Origin of the sequence: Peribacillus sp. FSL E2-0218, assembly GCF_037992945.1 — a bacterium.
Taxonomy (GTDB): Bacteria; Bacillota; Bacilli; order Bacillales; family DSM-1321; genus Peribacillus; species Peribacillus simplex_B.
This window is the reverse complement of record NZ_CP150304.1, coordinates 606,947-624,071: the sequence shown is the minus strand read 5'-3', so window position 1 is coordinate 624,071 and position 17,125 is coordinate 606,947. Positions and strand designations below refer to the sequence as shown.

At 42.8% G+C, this 17,125-nt stretch carries 16 protein-coding genes, 1 pseudogene and 1 riboswitch; of the genes and pseudogenes, 5 read left to right on the top strand and 12 right to left on the bottom strand.

Features of this window, described 5'->3' with window-relative positions; genetic code table 11:
- Positions 1-224 precede the first annotated feature (224 nt).
- From MHI53_RS02960 to MHI53_RS02950, 3 genes are read left to right on the top strand one after another with little or no spacing between them, the layout of a single operon-like run.
- Positions 225-788 carry a tyrosine-type recombinase/integrase gene (locus MHI53_RS02960; protein WP_340372719.1) on the top strand — a complete coding sequence of 188 codons (564 nt, stop codon included), beginning with the start codon at positions 225-227 and terminating at the stop codon, positions 786-788.
- 53 nt (positions 789-841) lie between these two features.
- Positions 842-1,339 (top strand): cation:proton antiporter regulatory subunit, encoded by a 498-nt coding sequence (locus tag MHI53_RS02955; RefSeq protein ID WP_061142559.1) that lies wholly within the window; start codon positions 842-844, stop codon positions 1,337-1,339.
- Positions 1,340-1,345: 6 nt separating this feature from the next.
- Positions 1,346-2,572 carry a cation:proton antiporter gene (locus tag MHI53_RS02950; protein ID WP_100532229.1) on the top strand — a complete coding sequence of 409 codons (1,227 nt, stop codon included), beginning with the start codon at positions 1,346-1,348 and terminating at the stop codon, positions 2,570-2,572.
- Between the two features lie 77 nt (positions 2,573-2,649).
- Here MHI53_RS02950 and MHI53_RS02945 read toward each other — a convergent pair whose 3' ends face one another.
- From MHI53_RS02945 to MHI53_RS02910, 8 genes are all read right to left on the bottom strand, one after another.
- The gene (locus MHI53_RS02945; protein ID WP_061142561.1) at positions 2,650-2,847 is read right to left on the bottom strand and encodes a gamma-type small acid-soluble spore protein; all 198 of its coding nucleotides are present in this window, start codon (positions 2,845-2,847) and stop codon (positions 2,650-2,652) included.
- A gap of 166 nt (positions 2,848-3,013) precedes the next feature.
- The gene (locus MHI53_RS02940; RefSeq protein WP_340372718.1) at positions 3,014-4,120 is read right to left on the bottom strand and encodes a glycosyltransferase family A protein; all 1,107 of its coding nucleotides are present in this window, start codon (positions 4,118-4,120) and stop codon (positions 3,014-3,016) included.
- 39 nt (positions 4,121-4,159) lie between these two features.
- A complete protein-coding gene (crtI, locus tag MHI53_RS02935; RefSeq protein WP_340372717.1) occupies positions 4,160-5,686 on the bottom strand; it encodes a phytoene desaturase family protein in 1,527 nt (508 codons plus the stop codon).
- Between the two features lie 33 nt (positions 5,687-5,719).
- A complete protein-coding gene (locus MHI53_RS02930) occupies positions 5,720-6,205 on the bottom strand; it encodes a glycosyl-4,4'-diaponeurosporenoate acyltransferase (RefSeq protein ID WP_340372716.1) in 486 nt (161 codons plus the stop codon).
- A 57-nt stretch (positions 6,206-6,262) separates the two neighbouring features.
- Positions 6,263-7,660 carry an aldehyde dehydrogenase family protein gene (locus MHI53_RS02925; protein WP_340372715.1) on the bottom strand — a complete coding sequence of 466 codons (1,398 nt, stop codon included), beginning with the start codon at positions 7,658-7,660 and terminating at the stop codon, positions 6,263-6,265.
- Complete coding sequence (gene crtI / locus MHI53_RS02920; protein ID WP_340372714.1) at positions 7,653-9,161, bottom strand: phytoene desaturase family protein; 1,509 nt, start codon at positions 9,159-9,161, stop codon at positions 7,653-7,655. Before crtI (MHI53_RS02920) ends, MHI53_RS02925 begins: the two co-directional genes overlap by 8 nt.
- The gene (locus MHI53_RS02915) at positions 9,139-10,035 is read right to left on the bottom strand and encodes a phytoene/squalene synthase family protein (protein ID WP_340372713.1); all 897 of its coding nucleotides are present in this window, start codon (positions 10,033-10,035) and stop codon (positions 9,139-9,141) included. Before MHI53_RS02915 ends, crtI (MHI53_RS02920) begins: the two co-directional genes overlap by 23 nt.
- A 188-nt stretch (positions 10,036-10,223) precedes the next feature.
- A complete protein-coding gene (locus MHI53_RS02910; RefSeq protein WP_061142568.1) occupies positions 10,224-11,111 on the bottom strand; it encodes an alpha/beta hydrolase in 888 nt (295 codons plus the stop codon).
- Between the two features lie 480 nt (positions 11,112-11,591).
- On the opposite strand from MHI53_RS02910, the gene MHI53_RS02905 reads away from it, so the two are divergent.
- Positions 11,592-12,458, top strand: a complete 867-nt coding sequence (locus tag MHI53_RS02905) for a YihY/virulence factor BrkB family protein (protein ID WP_061142569.1) — start codon at positions 11,592-11,594, stop codon at positions 12,456-12,458.
- Between the two features lie 47 nt (positions 12,459-12,505).
- Here the strand turns inward: MHI53_RS02905 and MHI53_RS02900 are convergent, their stop codons facing one another.
- The 4 genes and pseudogenes from MHI53_RS02900 to ribE (MHI53_RS02885) all read right to left on the bottom strand — a co-directional run bounded on the left by MHI53_RS02900 (position 12,506) and on the right by ribE (MHI53_RS02885) (position 15,903).
- Positions 12,506-13,672 carry a hypothetical protein gene (locus MHI53_RS02900; RefSeq protein WP_061142570.1) on the bottom strand — a complete coding sequence of 389 codons (1,167 nt, stop codon included), beginning with the start codon at positions 13,670-13,672 and terminating at the stop codon, positions 12,506-12,508.
- A gap of 399 nt (positions 13,673-14,071) precedes the next feature.
- Complete coding sequence (gene ribE / locus MHI53_RS02895) at positions 14,072-14,542, bottom strand: 6,7-dimethyl-8-ribityllumazine synthase (protein WP_061142571.1); 471 nt, start codon at positions 14,540-14,542, stop codon at positions 14,072-14,074.
- 67 nt (positions 14,543-14,609) lie between these two features.
- A pseudogene (ribB, locus tag MHI53_RS02890) lies at positions 14,610-15,245 on the bottom strand (3,4-dihydroxy-2-butanone-4-phosphate synthase); the annotation flags it as partial.
- 19 nt (positions 15,246-15,264) lie between these two features.
- The gene (gene ribE / locus MHI53_RS02885; protein ID WP_061142572.1) at positions 15,265-15,903 is read right to left on the bottom strand and encodes a riboflavin synthase; all 639 of its coding nucleotides are present in this window, start codon (positions 15,901-15,903) and stop codon (positions 15,265-15,267) included.
- Between the two features lie 144 nt (positions 15,904-16,047).
- Positions 16,048-16,178, bottom strand: a riboswitch (FMN riboswitch).
- Positions 16,179-16,386: 208 nt separating this feature from the next.
- Here ribE (MHI53_RS02885) and MHI53_RS02880 point away from each other — a divergent pair.
- On the top strand, positions 16,387-17,118 hold the full coding sequence (locus tag MHI53_RS02880) for a tryptophan-rich sensory protein (RefSeq protein ID WP_340372712.1): 732 nt from the start codon (positions 16,387-16,389) through the stop codon (positions 17,116-17,118).
- Positions 17,119-17,125 lie beyond the last annotated feature (7 nt).

Here is a 17,125-nt window from a genome sequence, read left to right as displayed (position 1 = left end):
GATCCCTACTTGGGGATTCCTTTTTTTTATCCACTCATGACCCCTCTTCGCTTTTAAAAGAAACGGATATATTTTCACTTGATTGTGTAGAGAATAAGAAAAAGCTTTTTTCAGTTCAACAGTACTTTTCTTTTTGGAGAAGCCTTTATAGGACTTATCGTATGAAATGTTACATAAGTTATGATATAATATAATTATGTTACATTGGCAAGAGGAGAAGATGTATGGAATATGTAGAAGCCTTTAAGGATATCAATCAAATTAGCAAAATAAAGACCTATTTACGAGCTCATTCCAGTCGAGATTATTTATTGTTCGTGCTCGGCATCAACACAGGCATGAAAATAAATGAAATGCTGGAAATCACAGTCGCAGACGTTCTTGATGAAACGGGGAAAATCAAGGAGCTTTATGAGCAACGGATGGAAACCGGCGAAGTCACTCAAATTTTTTTAAACCTAAAGGTTCGTACCGCTTTACAAGAGTACCTTAAAGGCTCGAAGGTTATCGAGGGTCAATTTTTATTTCTTTCGCCTAAGACAAAAAAGCCGATTACGCGTCAGCAGGCGCACCGGATCATTCATGATGCTGTGGAAGGTGCAGGACTGACAGGGAAATTCGGGGCAAGTTCGATGCGTAAAACTTTCGGCTATCATGCCTATAAACAAGGTGTGTCATTAGCTTTGATCCAAAAGCATTACCATCATTCAAGCCCGTCTGAGACACTGAAATACATCGGCATTTCCAAGGAGAAGAAATTCAAGACGATTATTGATGTCAACTTATAAACATGTTTCTCCCTTCCGTTAACTCAAACCAAAAAATTTAAGGAGGAATTCCAGTGAGAATTAGAGAAAGTGAACTTCCTGGCATTGGTCAAAAGTTCGAAATCATAACCAGAAATGATGAAAAGCTAGTAGTCGTCATTCACGATGACGGCCGTCGGGAATTATACCATTTTGACCAGGAGCACGAAGATGTCATATCAAGCATCACCATCAACGATCAGGAATCGAGGCAATTGGCTTCCATCATTGGCGGCATGGTTTATAAACCGCAAGCTCTTGAAACGATTGAAATGTCCCTTGGTGACTTGGTGATTGAATGGTTCAAGGTCGAACCGGGTTCTAAAGCCATCAATCAAACGATCGGGTCGATAGATATCCGGAGCAATTATAACGTTACCGTCATCGCCCATTCGAAAAAGGGTAAAAAACAACTGAATAATCCCGGTCCCGACTCTGTCATCGAAACAGGCGATACACTGGTGATATCCGGTGAAAGAAAAGATATCCGCAACCTGACAAGAGAATTATTGACCGACGAAAGGAGTGACTAAGCTCCTATGGACCATTTAGTCTTCGAAGTGGGAACTGCCCTGCTTCTAGTAGCATTTGCTGCTCTCATTGCAGGTAAATTCAAAGTATCCAATGTACCCATTCTCATTATCATCGGGATGCTCGTCGGTCCCCATGCCCCGCACTTCGGGTTGATTGATTTACGATTCATCGAGAGTGATGCAATCATAGCGTTCCTCGGAAGGGTCGGTATCTTATTCCTCCTGTTTTATTTAGGGCTTGAATTTTCCGTTAAAAAGCTAATGAAATCAGGGAAAAATATCGTGACTGGCGGAACCTATTATATATTAATCAACGTAGGTATGGCCCTCATATATGGGTTCCTCCTGGGACTCCCCTTAAAAGAGGTCCTGATACTAACAGGGATTATCAGCTTTTCATCAAGCGCCATTGTGGCCAAGGTACTGGTGGACTTGAAAAGGACCGGTAACAATGAAACGGAGCTAATCCTTGGTATTATCATGTTTGAAGATATCTTCCTCGCCGTTTATTTATCAGTCGTATCTGGATTGGTATTAAGCTCTTCTGGTTCCGTTTGGGGAACATTACTTTCTACTTTCATCGCAATCGGGTATATGCTGATATTCTTCGTAATAGCCCGGAAGGCTTCTGGGGTACTGAACAAATTATTCAATATATCCTCAGATGAGATATTTATCATTGTCGTGTTCGCGTTACTATTCTTCATTGCAGGTTTCTCGGAAACGATTCATGTTGCAGAAGCGATTGGCGCTTTATTGCTCGGGCTGGTCTTTTCGGAAACGGAACATAGCGACAGGATTGAAAAACTTGTCATTCCCTTTAGAGACTTCTTCGGGGCCATATTCTTCTTCAGCTTTGGCTTGAGTATCGATCCGACCTCCCTCGGCGGAGCAATCTGGATGGTTCTTGGGGCCGTCATCATCACCATAATCGGTAACTTTGCCGCTGGCATGATAGCCGGACGCAAATCAGGCTTATCTCACAGAGCTTCCGCTAATATCGGTCTAACGATCGTTTCTCGTGGTGAATTCTCCATCATACTAGCAAACCTTGGCATTGCCGGCGGTTTAATGCCTATACTCACCCCGTTTGCTGCATTATATGTGTTGACCTTAGCGATTCTTGGACCGATCATGACCAAGGAATCCAAACACATCTATAATATCCTTAATAAAGTCTTCAAATGGACCCCTCCGAAAATCGAAAGGGAACAAGAAAAAGAAGTGCACTAAAAAATCCAGACAACATTGTCTGGCTCAGAATGAAAAAAGGAAGCCTCGGCTTCCTTTTTTTATATACTAATTTGAATTTATCTGCCTTCTGATTGTTGATTTTGCTTTTTTACTTCCTGAACATTCGTTTCCCTTGCGAACTCCGTTTCAAATTGCCCTTTAGTCGATTGTTGGTTTTCACGTATGACTTCCAGAGCATTTGTTTCACTTGCAAACTCCGTTTCAGATTGAGTAGCATGTTGTCTAAAGTTACCTGCTTGATTTTTCTTTTCCATTTGTATTCACCTCCACGATAGTAACATAACCAACATCGTGAGGTAGTATCCGGAAATTCCTCGCCTTCATAAATCTAATGGGGCAAAGGTTTCTACTTAATTTTTCTCAAAAATACGAAAACGAGCGTTGTCGCCCAATGAATAATGGGACGGGAATTAAAGCTTTCTAGACATTTATTTTACGACCCTTCCATTTTACAGAACGTAAAACATTTACCCGGAAGAAGGAATATACATAGACTCCTGTGAAAAATAAAAACAAAAACGGATAAAAAGGGAATACCGCCCATTTGAAATTACCGACCCTACGGGCAAACCATGCCGTTTGAATCGTATAGAGAATATACAATACTCCACTGAAAATAATGGCGGGCGTGTCTAATTCAATAATGGAAGAGATCAACGCTCCCGTAGAGATTAAACTGCCGGCAATCCAGATGATAACCATCAACATGATGACTGGATGAGTGGACTTGGAACCAACGGCAAAGCTTTTGCACCAGCCTTCTATCAGGCTACTCAAGCCTTCCGGGTACATGCGTAATGAGATGATCCCTTTGCCACCCAAGCAACGAACCGGGAGATTATGGTCAAGAAATGCCTGGCCCAGTGCCAGATCATCCATGATTTCTCCCTCGATCTTTTTATGCCCCCCCGACAAAAGATAATCGTCTCTATTGCATAAAATGCACGGACCGAACGAACCGGCGGTTTTAAAACGTGCTCCCCAAATGGTACATACATTCATGCCCACAATGACAATAATGTTAAATATTACAGAAAGGTGTTCATACAAGCGATCAACCGTGTGATAGGGCTGTAAGGATACAATACCCCTTGCTCCTTTTCCCTGGTAGAAATTTAATAGATTTTTTAAACCATCCAAATTGGTGAACGCAGTATCTGCATCCAAAAACAATAGCCAACTCCCTTTTGCATGCATAGCACCACGCCAGCAGGCCGATGACTTCCCGGATCCTTCATTTTTTAGAACATTTGCACCGTAACTTTGTGCAATTTCCACAGTATTGTCAGTTGACTGGTCGTCAATAACCAATATTTCAAATTGCTTGAAACGTTGTTCCTGCAAGGATTGCAATAACGGTGAGAGCCTGCCTCCTTCATTCCTGGCAGGAATAACGATTGACAGAAACGGAAGACCGGTATTCTTGCTGGAGGATAAAATTGGAACTGGTAAAGACCAGAACATGATAATGGCAATCATGACTGCCAGAAAACCAATAGCGAGATTAATCACTTCTGAAGCTGTCATATAAAACGCCTCCTTCATCTAAGAGTCATCAGAACGTCTTCATTTTCCTGAATAATCGAACATTTCACCTGTATCGTCTTGTATCAGTTCCTGTGCAGTGATCTTGGCGGATAGTAGCACGATAGGGACACCAGCACCAGGATGTGTGCTGCTTCCGGTAAAATACAAATTTTCACAATGTGTTGCTTTGCTTTGCGGACGAGAGTGGTTGCTTTGGGCCATGATTGGTTGCAAACCAAAAGTGGCGCCATTATATGCATTGAACTTCGACTCAAAGTCCAATGGTGTTGTATATGTTTCGGTTACAATCTCATTTTCAATGTTTTCAAAACCACGGATTTTTTTTAATTCATCTAAAATGTAGCTGCGATAATAAGAAATGGTTTCCTCGTCCCACTGATAATGGGCTGTTGCTATATTCGAGACAGGCATCAGGATATACAGCCCATCTTTCCCCTCGGGTGCAAGGGAAGGATCCATTTTTGAAGCTATGTACACATAAAAGGAGGCATTCGTCAGTTTCTTCCCTGCAAAAATATCTTCCAGATTCTGATTTAGCTTTTCATTGAAAATAAAATTATGCACATGACCAATTTCTTCATATTTTCGATCCATACCGAGATATAAAAGAAAACATGAACAGGTGTATTTCATGCTGTCAATCTTTCTATCGGTATATTTCCCTTTAGCGGTCTTGTCTTTTATCAAGTGTTTCATGGCATATGGGAAGTCTGCATTACAAACGACAAAATCCGCAGAGACTTTTCTGCCCTCCACGATAATCCCGGTCGCCTTGCGATGATGAATGCATATTTCCTGCACATCTTTGCCATAGTGGATGGTTCCTCCAAGTTCCGTGAAGAGCCTCTCCATAGAGAGTGCCATCGTATACATACCGCCTTTGATGAACCATACTCCATATAAAAATTGGATCATGGGGATCATGCTGTAAAAAGATGGACTTTCAATTGGGGAAATGCCTATGTACAACGTTTGAAAACTGATTAACTGCTTCAGCCGTTCATTCTTGATATATTTTCCTATAAAAGAATCTGCAGTGCCGCGTGCTTTCAGTTTCAACACTTTCCTCAGCATGGAAAGGTTATAAAAATCAGCCTTTTTGCGGAATGGTCTTTGAAGAATGTGATGCTTTGCAACGACAAAGCTTTTGTAGATTTCATGCAGATATAGAAAAAAACCTTCCGCATCCTCTTCGCTGATCGATTCAATCATCCGTGTCAATTCGGTAAGGTCTGAGGAGATATCAAAAGGCTTGTCGGGAATATCACTGAAGTAAGCCCGATAAATCGGGTTCAATTTTTCCATTGGAATATAATCATCGGGGTTACGTCCGCATAGTTCGAAGATCTCCCGATATAATTCCGGCATCATGACGATACTCGGCCCCAAATCAAATGTATAGCCATCCAGTTCAATTCGATTCATTTTGCCACCGGGAGTTGTTCCTTTTTCATATATCTCCACCTGGTACCCCGCTTGCTGCAGTCTGATTGCACTGGCAAGCCCTGCAACACCTGCCCCCACAACAATAACCTTCTTACTCATGTGCATTCCCTCATTTCCTTACAATATGCTGCTTCATTTCTTAACAAGTTCTGAAGTAATGGCAGTAATACGTCCGCGATTGTAGCGTTGAACAACGATAATGGGCAGGTTGAATACAAACGCATACAGGATCATCACCCAACCCGCCCATACCGGATTCCACAAGAAGAACAACGGAGCAGGCAGTATGGAGAGCCAGTGTGTGAATTCCGCGCGTTTTGTTTCCGCAGCAAAGATCGTCAAGTCCCTCAACCCGATGCCATGTAACCCCTTTTTACTGTACCCCTTTTTAAGAAAAATTGTGCCGTCTATAATATAGCCTTTCCATTTTTTCACCCGGAATAAACGCTGCCACAATTCTCCGGATTTTTCCCAAGAGAAGATCCGAAACCAAAATTGATCTCTTAGAAACCATACCAAAGGTAGTTTCAAACAAATGGCAGAAATGGACAGATGAAAAAAGGGCCATGCAAAAATGTCGATGATAAGGATCCAATGGACAGGTAATGAAACAATCATGATAATTCCCCTCATTTTCTATGCTTCACAGGTAACATCGTGTTCTATGAATTCTAATTACAACAGCCACTTTCTTAACTTCTTCAAGAATTTCATATTTCTATCGGAATAAGGCGGGAATTTTCCTTGAAAATGGATGAAATGATAGGATTTGTAATCTGTTTTATCATAACTGAAGGCTAAAAAACCAGCTTTTCCATGATAAGCACCGTATCCGCTTCTTCCAACCCCTCCAAATGCGACATGGGGATTCGCGGCATGATGTATCACTTGATTGGCGCTAATGGTCGGTGACTTCATATGTTCCATGAACTGCAGGATTTGTTTGTTGTCTTTACTGAAAATATATCCTGTAAGTGCATCACGTTGAATCCTATCACTAGATAATAATGTTCTTAAATCCGTATATGGAATGACAGGGAGTACCGGGCCGAATATCTCTTCCTGAATGATAGAACTCCCCGGTTTCACATTCACAACCACCGTTGGTTCGATGAACCGGTCGTTTCTATCATACTTCCCGCCATGCCAGATATCCCCTTTTCCGATAAAATCAACCACCTTCTGGAAATGTGCATCGTTACAAATCCTACCATAATCATCGCTTTCCTGGGGTCGATCTCCGTAGAAAGCTGAAAGCGAAGCCGATATTTCAGAAAGTGTTTTTTCGTAAATGGACTGATGGACAAACAGTGTGTCCGGCGCAATACACGTTTGCCCCGCATTAAGAAACTTACCCCAGACGATTTGCTGGATTGCCGCTTTTGAAAAGCCCGTTTCATCCATGATGCAGGGGTTTTTGCCGCCGAGTTCCAGTATCACCGGTGTGAGTTGATTGGCCGCCTGCCGCGCTACCGCTTTTCCTGTCTGCTGACTGCCTGTGAAAAAAATCAGGTCAAAAGGTGCAGAAGTCAATAGGCTGGCGGTCTGAGCATCTCCTGTAACAACTGTTAATTGTTCGGGAGGAAATACGTGATTAATGACCTCTCTAAGCAGTTCACCAGTTGCAGGTGCAAGTTCAGATGGTTTGATCACACAGCGGTTTCCGCTGGCTATCGCTCCGATGGCAGGCATTAATGCAAGCTGGAGCGGATAATTCCACGAACTAATGATGAGTATACTCCCGTATGGATGCCTCATTCTTTTGATCGCTTCCACATATCCAAGTTTTAGATGCCTGGACCGAACAGGCCGGATCCATTTTGCTAAATGCTTGCATACATAATCGATTTCATTTAATAAAACCGTAATTTCAGAAGAAAGTGTTTCGAATGGCGGTCTTCCCAAATCTGATTGAAGGGCTTGAATAAATGCCCTTTCATGCTCCAATAGAATGGACTTCAGCTTCAATAGCTTTTTTTTACGCGTTTCAATTGAAAGGTCTGCACGGGAAATTAGATCCTCTCTCTGCCTTTCCGGTAATGTCTTTAGAAAATGACCGTGATTGTCAGACATTGGATACATCCCTCTGAACAATTTTCTCGCTTACAAGCTGACCACTTAAGGTAACCATTGGCATTCCGCCGCCGGGGTTTACCGTTCCACCGACAAAATATAGATTGTCGTAGCGTTCACTCTGTTTCGGATGCTTAAATCCTTTATTCTTCATGCGGTCTGACACCGTTCCATAAATCGCACCGCGGTCGGAGCCATACACCCTCCTGATATCTTCCGGTGTCCATACATCCTTTGTGACTATATTGTCCCGTAAGTCATGCAGGCCCATTTTTTCCAATTTGATCAAAACCCGCTCAGAGAATCGTTCATAGTCCTGCTGTTTATAAGGTTGTTGATCCCGAATATAGGGAATATGGGGCAGTACTTTTATATTTTCATATCCTGCAGGAGCTTGTGTCGGATCCGTCTTATTGACATTGACCAAATAAATGACCGGGTCTTCCGGCAGCTCATGACGATGGAAGATCGAATGCATTTGCTGCTTCATATCTTCTGCGAAAAAGAAATTATGATGGCGCAGCTGCGGATAGCTCTTTTTCACTCCCAAATGCATCACGAGGCCGGAACTGGCCGGCTCGAATTTCTTTTTCAGTTTTTTTACATAATGGCTGTCTTCTTCCAGTAAACGTTCGTAAACCGGTATGACTTCCATATTGGAAACAAAATAATCTGCTGTTAGTTTTGTACCGTCTTTCAAAATAGCTCCGTTAATTTTCCCATTCTTTTTTTCAAGTTTTACGATCTGCTTTCCTAGGTGGAAGGTAACACCAACTTCCTCAGCCAGCTTCACCAGGCCACTGGAAAGATTGTGTAAACCGCCGGGTATATACCATACACCCTGGTCATGCTGCATGTAGATCATCATATTCAACACGGCCGGTGCATCGTAAGGGGACGAACCCACGTACTTGATAAAATAGGAGAGCATCACACGGAGCTCCTCATTACTGATCCGTTTATTAATGGCTCCATGAACCGTAGAAAACAGATCGAAGTTCCTCAAAGCGGTGAACAAACCGGTATGTTTCATGATTTGTCTCGTAGTATCAACGCCATGCTGAAAATAGGTTTTATCCGTCATATCATAAAGTCTTTTCGAATAGTGAAGCAGATTTTGATATTCTCGCATATCATTTTCACTCAGGGCTGGGTTCTTCTCTTGCATCTCGTTCAAATCTTCATATAGGTCAATGACATTTCCACCAGGGAAAAAGGAGCGCCATTGATGATCCAGCTTTTCAATCGGGACGTAATCCTTCATGGATTTTCCACTCGCGGAAAATAATCGTTCAAAAATCCGAGGCATCGTCAGGATGGATGGGCCAAGATCAAAACCAAAACCATCTTGATCCAGCCTGTTCAATTTTCCTCCAATGTGGTTGTTTTTCTCATATAAGGAGACATCGTATCCTGCTTGCGCAAGTGAAATCGCAGCTGACAGTCCACCGAGTCCGCCTCCGATGATGATTACGGTTTTATTTTTCAACTGTAAATGCATCTCCTTCCCACAAACCAAAGACGTTGTTGGCTGCAGCATTGATTTGGGCCATTTTTTCTTTTGTAACATAGTTTCGTTTAGTTAGACACTGGTATTCATTGTTTCGCACAGCATCAAGTATGCCTCTGTAAATGTAAGCAGACAGATAGACCGGTATGCGGCTATCTGGATCTAACAGCTCGATGTTGAACAAGAACTTGCTATATAGTGATTCAGCTCGAGCAGCAAGTTTTTCCCATAGGCCGATGAAATTTTCATTGATCGTGCCGTTATGTAAATCATGCTGTGAATAGTGGACATGGGTTAGTTCGTCTTCGGGTAGATAGATGCGATTTTTCTCACGGTAATCTTCTCCAATATCACGCAGGATATTCGTTATTTGCATGGCAACTCCAAGACTTATCACTGATGAATGCAAATCGGCAGAAGATCTCGAAGCGATGACAGGAACAAGCATTAAACCAACGGAACCAGCTACATAGTAACTGTACCTTTCCAGTTCATGCATTGTTTTCGGGGGTGTAAAGGACAAATCCAAGGATTGCCCAGTCAGCTGGTCATAAAATGGGCTGATATCCATGTCATACGTATTGAATACATGTCTGAGTGCGCGCCATAGTGGCTTATCCAATTCCTCATGCTCGTTGAACAAATCAAGTTCTTTCTTTAATTGTCTCAGCAACTGAACCTTTTTCTTGGATGACTGGCTTCCATCTGCACACTCATCTGCGGTTCTGCAAAAAGCATAGATGGCATAAACGGCTTTTGCTTTTTCACTAGGGAGTTGTGAAAATGCATAATAAAAGATTTTGGAATGTTTTTTTATGACCTTTTCACAATAATCGAAATCGGCTTGCCTTTGCTCTTTATCCATATCCATCTCCTTCTGATCCATTTCCAGATCATTGAAATGTAATAAAGCGTCGATTGGGCAGGTAAACTTTTTTCTACTGCTACCAAGTCTGTAACCTTAGAACTTAGTATAATTCCTGGTTCTCCCAAAAAAAAACTTGAATGTGCTGAAGATACCTTATATAAGGGAGTAAGGACGAAGGAAGTGTTTCAATTTTCATAGGATTCGACCACTTTTTTGATTTTCCATGCGATCAACTGCCAAGCCTCTTCAGCTCGTTCTTTTGGACCTAGATGGGTAAAAGCGTGAGAACATTCTTTGAATAGCTCATCTTGAACGTTTATCCCTGCTGCTTTTAATTTCTCCGCATAGCATTCGGCTTCTGGTCTAAAGGCGTCGTACTCCGCTATGAGGATAAGGGCGGAAGCTAAGCGGTCACTGATCTCGGCACGAACAGGGGAAGCGTGAGGATGCCCCGCTAGTTCTGTGTCAGATAGGTAACACATATTTATAAAATGGGCAACTTGAGGGTATCGGGAACGCCACTTATCACGTTCTGGTTTATCCGCATGCGGAGTGACAAAATCCAGCATCGGGCAGGATAGCACTTGGAGCAGCGGCTGATCGTCCCCTTTCTCTTCAAGATAGAGGCAGAGAGCGGCTGCGATATTTGCACCTGAACTTTGTCCGCCGACCATGATTTTTTCCGCATCAATATTCAAATCATCGGCTCTTCCCTTCACCCATTCAAGAATGTCATAGCCCTGTTCGATCGGTTTGGGAAACGGGTACTCCGGTGCTTTCGCATAATCGACATTAAGAACCACACATTCCGCCTGATTGGCCAAGAAGCGGCAATAAGGATCATCCATCTCCTTTTCATTCATTATGAACGCTCCACCATGGAAGTTGATGTAAACGGGGAGCTTTTCCTGTTTTGCTTCCAAAGGATAATATAAAGATAGATAAGTACGTTGAACGGATGTCTCGACTACTACATTTTTTTTCATTTTTACTTGCTGCAGGGGAATCATAGGTGTTTTCTTTGCTTGATTGGGGAGGAGACGCAGTAATTTTGCAATAATTGTAGTGAACATCATGTAACCTCACTTTTTTAACATTATAGCTGGAATGAAACGCATCTATACTCCCCCTTTCGTGTAGCCTACACATAATTTTTACAGTTCATAGTGCTACTTTAACTATCTATTCCACAAAAAGGGGCGTAACCCTGCTTTGGAATTCCCCTGTTAATTCAATCGTTCAGCTGTTTATCGCCGTTTCTTAACGACAATTCCAGCTCGTTTTCTTCCTTTTCCTGCACTTTCATTGTGTTCTGCCCATGAATATAACCTGGCTGCATTCTACAACGGCACGGTCGATCTACACCCATCGGAACTGCGGGTATTAAGAACCCCATTTTCCGTGCAATGAAAATGGACGGACAAGCTCTAACCTTGCAAAATCATATACCGTTCCGATAAATCATACAATTTCTTTTAATAAAGGGATTAAATTTCCGCAGCATAGGGAAAAGAAGCAGATAAACTAAGTAACTTGTCAGGAGTGATGCCCGGATGGATAAATCGATAAGATTTTCGAAAAAACTTATCAAAGAAATAAAGGAAGATCGTGTCACAGGACTGGCAGCAGAACAAGCATATTACTATTTACTCGCACTATTTCCATTGCTCATATTACTGCTGTCCATATTGCCTTACCTGAATATCGATATTCAAACAGCCCTGGATACGCTCAAGACCTTCATGCCTGCGGAAACGATGGAAGTCATCGAGAAAAATATCATCAATATATTGAGTGAACGGAATGGCGGTTTACTGACAATTGGTTTCCTTGGCACTATATGGTCCGCTTCAAACGGAATGAATGCGTTCATCCATTCCATGAATATCGCTTATGATGTGGAAGAAACAAGGAATTTCATTAAAGCCCGCTTCATTTCCATTGCATTGACATTAGGCTTGGTCGTTGCATTCATCGTGATGCTCGGTCTTCCCGTCTTCGGGAAAGTCATCATCGATTTAATACAGCAAGTCATTCCCATCCCCGAAGAAATGCAGATCTTATTCAGTTTATTACGATGGGTCATAGCGGTTGTTGTCATATCACTCGTTCTTACCTTTTTATATCGTTTCGCCCCGAATAAGAGCTTTCCGATTAAACATGTCTTTCCTGGTGCAGTGACCGCAACTGTCCTTTGGTTAGCGATCTCACTTGGGTTTTCTTTTTATGTCAGCAATTTTGCCAACTATTCCTCCACTTACGGAAGTTTGGGAGGGGTCATCATCTTGATGCTGTGGCTTTATTTAAGCGGCCTGATCTTTGTCGTCGGAGGAGAAATCAATGCGATCCTTCACCATCAAAAAAACATACCAAACAAAAAGTCACGCACGCTTGTACACCCCGTCCCGTTAAAAAGGTAAATAAAAAGGCAAAAGCGGCTGTCCCATACGGACAGCCGCTTTCTTATTCAACCCTTATTGACGAACTCTTCATACCTTTCATCATGGGCCAGCCATGCCGCGTATTTCCGCTTCATGTATTTTTCCGCCTCCCCAAAGGTATCGAAGGTCTTTTTCTGTTGTTTTCCGTTGATTTCAACAATCCATTCCTCTTCCTCGTCTTCAAAGATGAATATGTCCTGTTTCTCTCTCGTTGAATAGAGGCAGCCCTCTGGGGACTCTTTTACATTCAATTGATTTTTGTGGGCATCGCGTTTCAGTGGCTCGGCAAAGAATGTCTTTTCGACGAACTGACTGTACGCCTTCTCTGACATGGTGCAGCCGGCAGCCTTTTGATGTCCTCCCCCATCATATTTTCCGGCAACGTCGGATACATCTATGTCATCATGGATTGTCCGGAAGCTGATTCTTTTACTTCCGACCATCAGGATGGCGATATAATCCAAATGCGAGAATTCCTTTGATAGTTCATTTCCCAATTCCGAGTGATAGGACTCGGCATGGACCACACCAGCAGTATGAGGGCCGACAGTAGCCTGATAAACTTCTCTCTTCTTCCTGTTTATGTACCGATCCACCCGACTCTCTTCCACTTTCAAAAGAGTTTGCTCCACTTCATCAAAGGTAAAGCTTTCGCCCGTGGATAGCTTTTGAGCTATTTTCGTCTCAAATTCCTCGATTGGAATCATGAAGAATAGGTCATTTAACCGTTTTGCCGTTGCATTTTTATTAACTTCCCATTCCCATGTATCGTATTGGCGGACCAATTCCACAAATTCGGCTACGATGCTTGAGGGCTCCAGCAGCTTGTTTTCAATTGCATACTGATAAAATAATGAAGTCGCTGCCGTCTGTTTACCGTCTTCCTGCTCGACCGTCACAGATGCCCAGTCATGTTCGTTCAAATGCAGTGCTGACTTATGATGGTCTATCAGCATCGCCTTGCCTCCATCTTCAACAAACTGCGAAATCATCTTTTCGTTATCTTCATCAACCGAAAGATCGGTAACGATCAATGTATCCTCGATTTTTGCCTGCTCCAGAAATGCTCCTACGTTCTGGTTAAGCCGGCCGATCGAGTTATAACTAACCACTACTTCTTCTCCGAATGCCAGCTTAGCCACAATGCCGCAGCCGACTCCATCTAAATCATTATGTGTAAAGAGATGGTACACACAAACCCCTCCTAATAACTAATAAATTTACTTTTCCCTAAAGAAATGAATTTCAATTGCAATCTTTACAATTGTAGCATAATCATCTTGCCTATTTTATCATGCTTTGATTACCTCGTGCTTTTGCCCGTTATTTAATATCCTTTTTCCTTTCGCGGTAAATTCCCTTTAAACGAAAAAAAAGTATCCCTCTTTGCTTCCTTTTGTCATAGAAATTACGACCAACGATTAGGCCAAGAGCATTTTATCATCAGGATTAATGTTCAGCGGATGTCAGCAGGGCGCTTAAGAACGCAGCGTCCTGGAAGAGGTTGCCCGCGAGCGAAGCTGACCCAATCCTGGAAATGAACATAGGAAAGCCGCAGGGATATTCCTCCCTGCGGCTTTCCTGAATGAAAATTATTGCTCTATCAGCTTTCCAAGGTTAGCCATTTCAATGGCACTTACGGCCGCTTCATAGCCTTTGTTGCCAGATTTAGTTCCTGCACGCTCAATGGCTTGCTCGATACTTTCGGTCGTCAACAGACCGAAGATAACCGGTACCCCCGTGTCCAAGGATACGGCTGCCATTCCTTTAGCTGCTTCATTGCATACATAATCATAATGTGAGGTCGCACCCCTGATAACCGTCCCAAGACCGATTACTGCATCATATTTTCCTGTATTCACAAGTTTCTTCGCGATTAACGGCAGCTCGAAAGCACCAGGAACCCAAGCGATATCCACATCATTTTCATCAACGCCATGACGCTTAAGGCCGTCCAACGCCCCGCCCAAAAGCTTGCTTGTGATAAATTCATTAAACCTCCCTACAACGATTCCCACTTTCAAACCTGATCCGATTAATTGTGCTTCAATGATGTTCCCCATATTCCAATTCCTCCTATTTTATAAAACGTTTGATTTTTTGTTCATGCTTTAAACCTTACGAATTTTGAACGTTCAGTTCCCGTTCCTGTTTTCCGCTTGTTTCGGCTTGTTGAAGGTACTGAATCAGATCAGCAATCGTTATGAATTTCAAGTTGAATTTATCGGCGATGACTTCTAAATCGGACACCCGTGCCATCGATCCATCTTCATTCATGATTTCACAGATGACCCCAGCTGGTTTGGCACCGCATAACTTGGCCAGATCCACAGAAGCCTCCGTGTGCCCTGCCCGCTTAAGTACGCCGCCTTCTTTAGCGACTATCGGAAAAGTGTGGCCAGGCCTATGAAAATCCCCAGCAACCGAATCTTCTTTAAGAAGCTCCAGAATGGTCAAGGACCTTTCAAAGGCACTGATTCCTGTAGTCGTATTTTTATGATCGACACTTACCGTAAAAGCCGTTCCATGCTGGTCGGTATTTTCCCCGACCATAGGATGCAAATCCAGCTTTTCCGCCAGTTCTCCAGTTATGGTTGTACAGATCAAACCTCGTCCATGAGTCGCCATGAAATTGATCGCATCGGGTGTCGCCTTTTCAGCAAGTACAACAAAATCGCCTTCATTTTCCCGATCTTCATTATCTGATACAATTACTACCTTGCCAGCCTTCAACTCTTCAATTGCTTCTTCAATCGTATGGAACATCCATTACACCGCCCTTGTCTTAGAATCCGTGCTTAGCTAAAAACTCTAGATTCAGTCCTGGTTTTGAGTCGCCTTTTTTCATTTGATGTACAATATATTTCCCAATCATGTCGTTTTCGATGTTAACGATATCTCCAGCCGCTTTCTGCCCCAATATGGTGTCCATATGTGTCAAGGGGATCAAGGAAACTGTTAAAAGGTTGCTCTCAATCCCAAATATCGTCAGGCTCGTTCCATCGATGGCAATCGATCCTTTTGGTATGCAAAAGGCACTTAGCCCTTCTTCCAATTGGATGACATAATATACGGCATTTTCTTTTCGTTCTTTTTTTATGATTGTTCCGGTACCGTCGATATGACCTGAAACGAAATGTCCACCAAACCGTCCCCCCGCACTCATGGCACGCTCGAGGTTCACGGGTGAACCCACTTTTAACGTCCGGATCGTGGAAGCCTTGACCGTTTCTGGCATTACGTCCACGGCAAATAAACTTTTCGTGAAAGAAGTTACCGTCAAGCAGACGCCGTTGACTGATATACTATCCCCCAGATGAACATCTTCAAGGATTTTCTCGGAACGTATCGTCAACTCCATACTGCTTTTGCCTTTTTTCAAGGAATGAACGGTCCCGATGTCCTCAATGATTCCAGTAAACATGCTTTTCCCCCTTTTATGAAATATAAAAAACCCCTTAGAAAGCCTAAGGAGTTAGCAGGAGAAATGAGTGAAAAAATTGTATACCTAAGAAACCTAATTTTTTCATTTTCCGAAAATTAGGCGTACGTATACACTTGGGTTCCACACGTCCTTCTCCCATCCAGACTGTACTGTCGGCTTTGGAATCTCACCAAATCCTGCCTTTATCAGGCTCGCGGGCTTAGAATTGCTTCATCACCGCCGGTTGGGATTTTCACCCGACCCCGAAGGACTAATAATATGAATCTTTCAACAGTTTATCACCTTAAAGTACGGATGTAAAATATCTGATTGGAAATGGTTCATTTGTTACAGAAACGGCCTCCCTTGTCAATTGAACCGTTAAGGCTTTTCGAAAAACGTTCGATGTGCTCCAAAAAGGTTATTCAAGCAAAAATGGTGGAATAAGATATAGAAGCCACACTACATTCAAGGAGGAATCCCATGCTTATTGTCATCTTTAACTTGATTTTTTATTTATTCGTCGTCACCATGAATTTTTTGGCCAATTTTCTGCCATTCAACGGCCAAACATCCGGAGAGGTCTCCGATAAACTGGATGTACTTTTCACCCCTGCCGGTTATGTATTTTCCATATGGGGGTTCATTTACCTTCTACTCGCCATCTGGGTATTCAGGCAGTTTGCAGGTGAGCACAGGAACAGTCCTGCTGCCAAGGCATCATTCCCGTGGTTCGCTTTAAGCTGTGTGCTGAATGGGGCCTGGCTCTTGGCTTGGCATTACGAACACTTTTTGTTATCCGTTTTCATCATCCTTGCGCTTTTAACTACGCTTTTGGTCATTTATACACGTATTAAAAAGGTTGCGCACACTGGCTTCGACCTATTTCCATTTTCCATTTATTCAGGTTGGGTAAGCGTTGCGACCATAGCTGATATTTCTTATTACCTCACTTATATTGAATGGGACGGTTTTGGGATTTCAAAGGTCACCTGGACGATCACTATGCTGATTGTAGCAACAATCCTAGCTTTTGCCTTTTCAAGCAAAAACCGGGATTGGGGCTATCCGCTCGTATTCGTTTGGGCGTTCATCGGCATCGGGGTCCGCAATGATGCCAACTACCCAGTCATTACGACCATTTCCTATATCCTTGCCGCTGTCATCTTGGTCATATCCGTGACCATCTTCATCAGGAATCGAAGGAATATATAAATAGATA